The sequence below is a fragment of the Roseateles agri genome (genome assembly GCF_034043675.1).
Lineage (GTDB): Bacteria > Pseudomonadota > Gammaproteobacteria > Burkholderiales > Burkholderiaceae_C > KK5.
On record NZ_JAXCLA010000004.1, the window covers coordinates 790,419 to 800,929 of the forward strand.

Below are 10,511 nucleotides of genomic sequence, written 5' to 3' on the forward strand. Positions count from 1 at the left end.
CCTTGCGTTTATCGCGACTCATCAGGAGCGAGAAATGAAGAAAAGCATCGTCGGCCTGTGCGCCGTACTGACCCCGCTCGCCGCTGCCGCCCAGGCGGTCACCGGCACTGACGCCTTCCAGCCGATCGCCAGCGACACGGCGATCAAGCCCACGTTCAAATCCCGCATGACCGACACGACGCCGACCACGGTGATCGTCATGCTGCGCGGCGACAGCGTCGCCAGCGTGCAGCGGCAGTCCGGCCGCAAGCTCGATATGGGCGAGCGCGCCTCGATCATGGCCGCGCGCAGCGCGGACCAGCAGGCGCTGAGCCCGTCGATCGAAGCGCTGGGCGGCCAGGTGCAGGCCCACCTGCGGGCCGCCATCAACGGCATCAAGGTCAAGATCGCCCGCAACCGGATCGCCCTGCTGCGCCGCCTGCCCGGCGTGGTCGACGTGCGGCCGGTGGGCACCTACGAGCGGCTGAACACCAATGCCATTCCGCTGATGGGCGCGCCGCAGGCCTGGACCTCGGTCGCGGGCAATTTCCTCGGCCAGGGCATGAAGATCGCGATCATCGACACCGGCATCGACTACACCCACGCCAACTTCGGCGGCCCCGGCACCGTGGCCGCCTACCAGGCCGCCAAGGCCACGGACGCGGCGCCGGCCAACCCGGCGCTGTTCGGCCCGGCGGCACCGAAGGTCAAGGGCGGCATCGATCTGGTCGGCGATGCCTACACCGGCGCCAACACGCCGGTGCCGGACCCGAATCCGCTGGACTGCGAGTTCACCAGCGGCAGCATCGGCCACGGCAGCCACGTGGCCGGCACGGCCACCGGCTTCGGCGTGACCGCCGCGGGCGCCACCTACACCGGCCCCTACACCCCCGCGGCCTACACGCCCGGCGCCTTCCGCATCGGCCCCGGGGTGGCGCCGAAGGCGGACCTGTACTCGGTGCGCGTGTTCGGTTGCAGCGGCAACACCAACGTCGTCGCCGAGGCGATCGACTGGGCGGTGGCCGCCGGCGTCGACGTGATCAGCATGTCGCTCGGCTCGGACTTCGGCAACACGGGCAACACCGACGCCGGCAGTTTGGCCGAAGAGGTTGCCGTGGCCAACGCCACCGCGGCCGGCATCCTGGTGGTGGCCGCCTCCGGCAACTCCGGCCCGACGCCCTACATCACCAGCGCGCCGGCCGTGTATGAGGGCGCGATCTCGGTCGCCGCCACCGACGCGATGGCCGGCACTCCGATGGCGACGCTGAAGCCCTCCGGCGGCGGCACGCTGACCGTGATCAATGCCAACGGCGCCAGCTTCCCGAGTGCAACCAACTACCCGGTGCGCGTGCTGCGCAACTCGGACGGCACCGTCTCGCTCGGCTGCGACCCGAACGAGTACGACCCGGCCGTCACCGGCGTGAGCCTGACCGGCAAGATGGTCGTCACCGCGCGCGGCAACTGCGCGCGCGTCTATCGCGCCGGCGCCGCCCAGCACTTCGGCGCCGCCGCGGCGGCGATGATCAACAACGCGGCAGGACTGCCGCCGTATGAAGGCCAGATCGCTGGCGGCGCGCCCGACCCGTCCACCGGCAACGTCTACGAGAACGTCACCATCCCCTTCTTCGGCGTCTCACTGACCGACGCTGCCGCGATCGCCGGCCCGACCGGCGGCCCGGCCCCGGCCACGGCGCTAGCCAGCGATGCCGGCCTGCAGGCCAACCCCGGCTTCGAGCGGATCGCCAGCTTCTCGTCGGCCGGCCCGCGCATCGGCGACAGCGTGCTGCGCCCCGGCGTCACCGCGCCGGGCGTGGCCGTGATCTCCACGGCCTCCGGCACCGGCAACGGCTTCCAGTCCGTCTCCGGCACCTCGATGGCCACGCCCGGCGTGGCCGGCGTGGCGCTGCTGACCAAGCAGGCGCACCCGACCTGGTCGCAGGCGGACCTGCGCGCCGCCGTGGTCCAGACGGCCAGCCCGACGATGATGAAGGACCTGCTGCAGCGCAATGAAGGCGCCGGCCTCGTGCAGGCCCAGGCGGCCGTGGCGACGCAGGCGGTCGTGCGCATGCCCGACGAGAGCATCTCCTTCGGCTACGCCGACCTGCTGACCGACTTCAGCCAGACCAAGACGGTCACCGTCCACAACGCCGCGACCAAGGCCGTGCAGTTCAACATCACGGCCGTGAAGAGCTCGGGGCCGGCCGCGGCGACGCTGACCGTGCCGCCCTCGGTGATCGTCAACGCGAACAGCGATGCCACCTTCGACGTGCGGCTGGATGTGCCGGCGAACTCCGTGGGCGGCGGCACCGGCTTCCAGGACGTCGGCGGCTACGTGAAGCTCACGCCGTCGAACTCGCGGCTGAACGGCAACGTCTCGCTGTCCGTGCCCTGGTACCTGGTGGCGCACAGCCGCTCGAACGTCGCGACCTCGCAGACCGGCAACACGGTGAACTTCACGAACGCCGGCGGCGCCATCGCCACCACGCCGGTCTTTTTCAGCCTCGGCCAGTACCAGCCCACGCCGCAGGGCATCGCACAGGCGGACGTGCGGGCGATCGGCGTACGGCTGTCGGGCACCAACGTGATCTTCGGCATCAACACGCACAACCGCACGTCCACGACCCTGGCCCGCCAGGAGTTCGATATCTGCATCGACACCTCGGGCGGCCCCGGGTTCACGCCCAACCTGGTCCTGATCGGCATCAACGGCTCCGTCCTCAGCACCTCGCTGGCGAAGTCGACCTTCGCCAGCGCGATCTTCCCGACCGATGCGAACTGCAACATCAATGGTGGCGGCTCGCTGCTGTTCACCGTCACCCAGCCGACCGACAACTCGACCTTGCAGATTCCGGTGGGGCGCGCCGGCACGGCGGGCCTGAACCTGAGCACCGCCAACCCGCGCTTCAAGTACCGCCTGTTCTACTTCGGCACCGACGGCACCGGCGCGGCCATGCCAGGCACCGGCAGCTTCAACGCCTTCGCGCCGGCGATCAGCTTCAGCGGCTCACCGACGGTGCCGCCGGGCGGCTCGGGCAGTGCGACCGTCACCGTCAACAGCGAGATCGCGAACACGCCGGCGCTTGGGGTGATGACGGTGATACAGGACAACGTGTCCGGTGCGGCACAGGCGGCACTGCTGCCGATACCGCAGCAGCCCCCGCAGTAAAAAGGCCGCGCAGAGAGTCCGGGCCGGCATGTTTCCAGGTCGAAAAATGAGATCGGAAAACACCGGCTAATTCGGGCTTTAGAAAAGCGGGCCATCGTTAGAGTCCCTCGGGCAGTCTCGGACCGAATTGAGTCCGGACTTACCCGGAGCCTCTGCGATGTCCCTGCCCACCACACCGATCAGCCAATGGTCCAGCGCGGCGATTGCCGCCCTGGGTTCCGCCGATTGGGTTGCCCTGGGCACGGACCAGATCGCGCAACTGAGCAGCAGCCAGGTCGCGGCGATCAGCGCCGTCGGCTGGTCGGCGATTTCCACCGATCAGGTCGCGGCGATCAACCTCGCCGCCGTCGCCGGCATCGGCGCGCGTTCGATGCCGATGCTCAGCAGCACGCAGTTCGCGGCGCTGTCGCACGACCAGCTGGGCAGCCTGTCCACGCAGGGTCTGCATGCGATGACCTCGAAGCAGGCGGGAGCGCTGGACGGCGACGTGCTGTCCGCGCTGTCGCCCACGCAGGTGCAGGCGATCTCGACGCCGGCGATTTCCGCGATGGGCACCGATCAGATCGCCTCGCTGACGACGGACAACCTGCAGCAACTGGCCACCTTGCAGGTCAAGGCGCTCACCAGCGACCAACTGGGCGCGATCGCGCCCAGCGGCGTCGCCGCGCTGACCACCGACCAGATCCACGCGCTGAGCACGCAGCAGGTCAATTCGCTCGGGTCCAGCCAGGTCCAGGCGCTGACGACGGACCAGACCGGCACGCTCAGCGCCGCGCAGCTGTCGTCGCTCTCCAGCGGCCAGCTCGGCTCGCTGAGCACGGATCAGATCCAGTCGCTGTCCACGCAGTCGCTGCACACGATGAACAGCAGCGGCGTCGCCGGGCTGACCAGCGACCAGCTGAACGCACTCAGCGGCGACCAGGTCTCCTCGCTCAGCACGCAGGTGCTGGCCGGCTTGAACAGCGCGCAGTGGCAGTCGCTGACGCCGGAGCAGATGCAGGCGATCAGCACGATCCAGGTCGCCTCGCTGAGCACCGCGCAGGTGGCCTCGCTGACGGCGGAGGAGCTCTCGGCCTTCTCCAGCGCTCAGCTGGTGGCCTTCACCAGCCTGCAGTTCAGCAAGCTGAACAGCGATGCGCTCGACGCGCTCTCCCCCGACCAGTTCTCCGTGTTCGGTTCGCGCCAGATCGCGGGCCTGTCCGCCGCTACGCTCACCACCCTGTCCGACGCGCAGATCGACGCGCTCTCCAGCGCCGCGCTGCATGGCCTCTCGACACCGCAGCTGCGCGCGCTCAGTGCAGAGCAGATCGCCTCGATCGACCCCACCGGCCTGCCCGGCCTCACCAGCACGCAAATCCGCGCGCTGACCGATGCGCAGGTGGCCGCGCTGACGCCGGAGCAGATGGCTGCGCTCGGCTCCGCGCAGTTGAACGCGCTGACGACGCACCAGTTCCAGCTGCTCTCGCCCGATCAGCTCTCCAACCTGTCCAGCGCCGCGCTGCGCGGCCTGGCCTCGGTCGACGCCGCGGTGTTCACCGCCGAGCAGTTCGCCGCCCTCTCCCCTGACCAGATCGCGCTGCTGGGCACGCAGGCCATCCGCGCGCTGCCCAGCGCGCTACTGAACCAGCTCACACCCGATGAGCTGAGCTCCTTCACCAGCGCCCAGATCGCCTCGCTGAGCACCGTGCAGGTCCACGGTCTGAGCGTCGAGCAGATCCAGACGCTGACGCCGGCCCAGATCGACGCGCTGACCAGCGCCCAGTTCGCCAAGCTGACCGGCGACGCGCTGGCCGCGCTCAGCGGCGACCAGCTCGCCGCGATGGACAAGAGCCAGCTGCTGGCCCTCAACAGCGCGCAGATCGCGCTGCTGTCATCCGACGCCATCGCCACGCTCTCCACCGCCGCGCTGCATTCGCTCACCAGCGCGCAGATGGCGGGCCTCAGCGCTGCGGACATCGGCTCGCTGAGCGCCGAGCAACTGCAGGCGATGTCCAGCGCCCAGATCCGCGGCCTCAGCGACAGCGCGCTGCACGCGCTGCGGGCGGAGCAGCTCGACGACCTCAGCTCGGTGCAGCTGATGAGCCTGACCAGCCACCAGTTGCAGGTGCTCGGCAACGACCAGCTCGCGGCGCTGAGCGCCTCGGCCATCCACGGCCTTTCCAGCGCTGCCGTCCAGGTGCTGACGCCGGACCAGATCGCCGTGCTGAGCGCCGAACAGGTGGCTGCACTGACGACACAGGCGCTGCACGCACTGTCCAGCCAGGCCTTCGCCGCGCTGGCGCCCGAGCAACTGGCCGCGCTGACGCCGGCCCAGATCACCTCGCTGACGACCGCGCAGGTCGGCACGCTCAGCGTGGCGGCGATCGAGCAGCTCAGCACGGCCCAGGTGGCCGCGATGACCAGCGCCCAGTTCGCCAAGCTGGGCACCGATCAGGTCGCTGCGCTGAACATCGACCAACTGACCGTCCTCGGCGCCAAGCAGATCGCCGGCGCCAGCACCGCGCAGCTGGCAGCGCTGTCGGCCGAGCAGTTCGGCTTCATCGGCACCGACGCGATCGCGGCGCTGTCGAACGCGCAGATCGGCGTGTTCAACGCGAGCAACATCTCGCTGCTGACGAACGCGCAGGTCTCGCACCTGACGCCCAAGGAACTGGCCGCGCTGTCGGACAGCGCCTTCGCCGCGCTGAACCCGGACCAGCTCGGCGCGCTGACCTCGGTGCAGACCGCCACGCTCAGCGCCCACCAGTGGCAGTTGCTGAGCCCCGCCCAGTTCGCTGCGCTGAGCACGGCCGCCCTGCACGTGCTCGGCGCCAGTGCGGCAATGGTGCTGACCACGGACCAGATCCAGGCGCTCAGCGCGGATCAGGTGGGCGTGCTCTCGCTGACGGCCGTCGCCAACCTCTCCGGCGTACAGCTCCACGCGATGAGCGCCGACCAGATCGCCGCGCTGGGCGCGGCCGGCGCCGCGGCGCTGACCGTCAAGCAGGTCCAGCAACTGGACGCTGCTTTGCTGAGCGAATTCACGCCGACCCAGCTCGCCGCGCTGAGCGCTGGCCAGTTCGCGCAGCTCGCGCCGACGGCGCTGGCCGCGCTGAGCGATGAGCAGCTGAGCCTGCTGCAATCGCGCCAGACCACGGGCATGACCAGCGCGCAGTTGACGGCGCTGTCGCCCGACCAGATCGCCGCGCTCAGCTCCAGCGCGCTGGGCGGCTTGCCGGCCAACCAGATCGGCCTGATCAGCGCCGCCCAGTTGGCCGCGCTGCAGCCCTCGCAGCTGCAGGGGCTGTCGGCACTGCAGCTGCATGCGCTGTCCACGGGCGCGCTGGCGGGCCTTTCCACCGACCAGCTCAGCGGCTTCACCGGCAGCCAGCTCAACAGCTTCAGCGCCGCGCAGATCCAGGCCTTCAGCGCCGAGCAGGTCGCCGCGCTGAGCACCTCGGCGATCCAGGCCCTGAGCGCCGTCAACGCCGTCGCACTGAGCCCGGCCCAGCTCGCCGCACTGACCGACACGCAGATGGCCGCGCTCGGCACCGTCGCGGTCCATGCGCTGAGCACGCTGCAGCTGCAGGCCTTCAGCGCCGAGCAGGTCTCCAACATGAGCACGCCGGCCCTGGCCGCGCTGACCTCGGCCCAGTTCCTGAGCCTGGGCGCTGACGAGTTGCACGCGCTGGGCACGACGCAGCTGCGCGCACTGTCCACCGCCGAGATCCGCGGCCTGGGCACCGACCATCTCGACGCGCTGAGCGACAACCAATGGGCCCAGCTGGGCGCCGCGCAGGTGCAGGCGCTGACGAGCCAGCAACTGTCCCGTCTGAGCATGGGCGAGGTCGCCGCGCTGCGGAGCGATGTGCTGGCCGTGCTGAGCACCTCGCAGTTCGCGGCCTTCACGCCCTCGCAGCTGGCCGTGCTGAGCACCGGCCAGCTCGCCGCGCTGAGCGGTGCCACGCTGGCGGCGCTCAGCAGCACCCAGGTGCAGGCGCTGGGCAGTGCCCAGGTGCAGGCAATCCCGCTGACGGCACTGCATGCGCTGACGACCAGCCAGTTGCTGGAGTTCAGTCCGGCGCAGATGCAGGCCCTCACCAGCGCGCAGATCGCTGTGCTGGCCAACAACGCCTTCCCGACGCTGAGCGCCGCACTGCCGTTGCTGTCCAGCGCGCAGCTCGCCGGCATCACGGCGGCCCAGCTGCAGAACTTCAGCAGCACCGACTTCCAGCAGCTCGGCGCCAGCCAGTTCGCCAGCCTCGCCAGCGGCGCGATTGCCGCGCTGTCCACCGCCGAAATCACCTGGCTGGCCGGCAGCCAGCTCGCCGCGATGACCAGCGCGCAGGCACTGGCGCTCAGCGGCACCCAGCTCGGCGCGATGAATGCCCAGCAGCTCGGCGCGCTCGGCACCTTGCAGATCGCCAACCTGCAAGGCGGCGCCGTTTCCACGCTGACGACCGACCAGCTCGCCGCCTTCAACGCCACGCAGGCCGGTGCGTTCAACACCTCCGTGTTCTCGACCTTGTCCAGCGACGCGATCGCGCTGCTGACGCGCAACCCGCTGACCGCGCTGTCTACCGACCAGATCGCCGCGATGGGCAGCACCCAGGCGCAAGGCCTGACGACGCAGGAGCTGGCCTCGCTGACGACGGCGCAGGCCGCGGCGCTGTCGGCCGCGGCCGTCCAGTCACTGGGCAGCGACCAGTTCCATGCCCTCGGCGACACGCAGGTGGCGGCGCTGGGCACGGCGCAGATCGCTGCGCTCACCACGGCCGAGATGACGATGCTCGCTACCGGCGCGCTGTCGCTGCTGACCGCCACGCAGGTCCACGCGATGGGCAGTACGCAGACGCAGGCGCTGTCCAGCAGCCAGCTCGCCGCGCTGGACCCGGACAGCCTGGCCGGCATGTCCACCGCCGCGCTGCACGGCCTCTCGGCCAGCATTTTCGGTTCGCTGTCGGCCACGCAGGTGGCGGCGCTGACGAACGCGCAGGTCAGCGTGCTGGATCCGACGCAGCTCCAGGCGATCACGCCGCAGGCGCTGCACGCGATGAACCCGGAGCAGATGGCCTGGCTGAACGCGCAGCAGCTCGAATCGCTGTCCACCGCGCAGCTGGCGGTGCTGATGCCGCAGCAGCTCGCCGCCTTCACACCGGCCGTGATTGCCGGCCTCTCCGGCGCGCAGCTCAACTCGCTGCAGCCCACGCAGTTCGCCTCGCTGAGCCCGCAGCAGGTGGCGGCGATCTCGCCCTATCACCTGTCCGGCATCAGCCCGAGCGTGATCGCGGCGATGAGCCCGCAGCAGCTCGCCGGCCTGACCGACGCGCAGGTCGTCACGATGACATCGGACCAGCTCGCCGTGCTCGGCCCCGCGCAGATCCCGGGCCTGAACCCGAGCGCGCTGGCGTCGATGGCGCCGAGCCAGTTCGCAGCCTTCCGTGCCGACCAGATCGCCGCGATGGATGGCGACCAGATCAGTGCGCTGAGCTATGCCGACATGGGCATGCTTAGCACGCAGGCAATCGCCGCGCTCGGACCCGTGCAACTGCACGCGCTGACGCCGACGCAGATCTCGGCGCTGAGCGCCGACCAAGTGCACGCGCTCTCGGCCGCCCACTTCGGCGTGCTCAACTCGGCGCAGGTCGCCGCACTGGGCACCGCGCCGATCGCCATCCTCACACCAGACCAGATCAATGCCCTGGGCACCGACGCGATCGCCGCACTGACCCAAGCGCAGATCGGCGCGATGAGCACCGCCGAGATCGCGGCGATGGACATCACGCACATCGAGGCCTTCACCGCGACGCAGCGCGAGGCGATGAACGCCGGCCAGGTGGCCGCGCTGAACAGCGTGTTCGCCAGCCTGAGCCCGGACCAGATTTCCGCGCTGACGGACGCGCAGGTGCTGGCACTGACCGCCGCACAGATCGCCGCCTTCAGCGACGCCCAGATGGCCGGCATCAGTGCCAGCGCGCTGTACGCGATGTCGCCCAAGGAATTCGCAATGTTCCGCCCCGACCAGATCGCCGCGCTGACGACCAGTCAGATCGGCGCGCTGACCTATGGCGAGATCAATGTGTTGACGACCGCCCACGTCGCCGCGCTGACGCCGGCGCAACTGGAGGCGCTGACGCCCACCCAGGTCGGCGCACTCAGCTCCGCGCAGATCGGCGCGCTGTCGGCCGAACACTTCGGCCTGTTTGACGGCAAGCAGTTGGCGGCGCTGAACGTCTCGGCCGTCGCCAACCTGACGCCCGACCAGTTCAACGCGCTCGCCACCGACACCATCGCCTCGCTGACGCCGACCCAGATCCACGCGCTGACCACCGGCGAGCTCTCGGCCATCGACATGAACCATGTGGCCGCCTTCACCGGCGCACAATTGCAGCAGATGACCGCGGCCCAGCTCGCAGCGCTGAACGGCGCTTCGCCGCTCGTGCTGGACCTGTCGGGCCTGGGCATCAACACGGTGGACGCGGCGCACGGCGCCCATTTCGACATCAACGCCACCGGCCAGGCCGCGAATATCGGTTGGGTCGGCTCCGGCAGCGGCCTGCTGGCACTGGACGTTAACGGCAATGGCAAGGTCGACAGCGGCGCCGAGCTGTTTGGCACGGCGACTCATCTCGCCAACGGTACTCTGGCCAGCAACGGCTTCGAAGCGCTGGCCCAGTTGGACACCAACCACGACGGCAAGATCAGCGCTGCAGACGCGCAGTTCTCTGAACTCAAGGTCTGGGTGGGCAGCACCGACGGCACCGGCGGCGAACTGGTCTCGCTCGCATCGCTAGGCATCGAGTCGCTGAACTTGAATGCCACCAGCACCCACACCATGCAGAACGGCAACCTGATCGGCATGACCAGCAACTACACGACCACCAGCGGCGAAACCCGTGCGCTGGACGACGTGTGGTTCGCGCAGAGTCATTCCTCATCGTCGTCGACCGCCACGGTGCCGCAACTCGGCGACCTGCTGCAGTCACCCACGCATCACGTGCTGGGCGAGACCGCCACTGCGACCCACGCCGCGCTGGCCTCCACCACCGCGGATCACGCGCAGGCCTTGGAATTGCTGAAACAGCAGGAGCACAACGCGCCGCACTGGGGACCGTTGCTGGCCTGACCGGCTTAGTGCTGCGTGCCAATACAGCTGCAGCACTTGTCCCCGTATTGGCGTCTTGAACTCCCGCCAAATAGGTAATCAGGAGCGCATAAAAGCAAAACCCCCACCTCTGTTGGGAGGTGGGGGTCTGCGGAGTAAATAGCCTGACGATGACCTACTTTCACACGGGAATCCGCACTATCATCGGCGCTGATTCGTTTCACTGTCCTGTTCGGGATGGGAAGGAGTGGGACCGAATCGCTATGGTCATCAGGCTTGACT

At 69.4% G+C, this 10,511-nt stretch carries 2 protein-coding genes and 1 rRNA gene; 2 read left to right on the forward strand and 1 reads right to left on the reverse strand.

Going from position 1 to position 10,511, the window contains the following annotated elements; genetic code table 11:
• Positions 1 to 34: 34 nt before the first annotated feature.
• Positions 35 to 3,145 (forward strand): S8 family peptidase, encoded by a 3,111-nt coding sequence (locus tag SNE35_RS15560; RefSeq protein ID WP_320423828.1) that lies wholly within the window; start codon positions 35 to 37, stop codon positions 3,143 to 3,145.
• Between the two features lie 157 nt (positions 3,146 to 3,302).
• Positions 3,303 to 10,250 carry a hypothetical protein gene (locus SNE35_RS15565; RefSeq protein ID WP_320423829.1) on the forward strand — a complete coding sequence of 2,316 codons (6,948 nt, stop codon included), beginning with the start codon at positions 3,303 to 3,305 and terminating at the stop codon, positions 10,248 to 10,250.
• A gap of 141 nt (positions 10,251 to 10,391) precedes the next feature.
• Here SNE35_RS15565 and rrf read toward each other — a convergent pair.
• A 5S ribosomal RNA gene (gene rrf, locus SNE35_RS15570) occupies positions 10,392 to 10,504 on the reverse strand.
• Positions 10,505 to 10,511: the final 7 nt, after the last annotated feature.

Excerpts from the sequence above, each read along its gene's own strand:
- SNE35_RS15560 (WP_320423828.1), top strand. The coding sequence starts at position 35 with ATGAAGAAAAGCATCGTCGGCCTGTGCGCCGTACTGACCCCGCTCGCC.
- SNE35_RS15565 (WP_320423829.1), top strand. The coding sequence starts at position 3,303 with ATGTCCCTGCCCACCACACCGATCAGCCAATGGTCCAGCGCGGCGATT.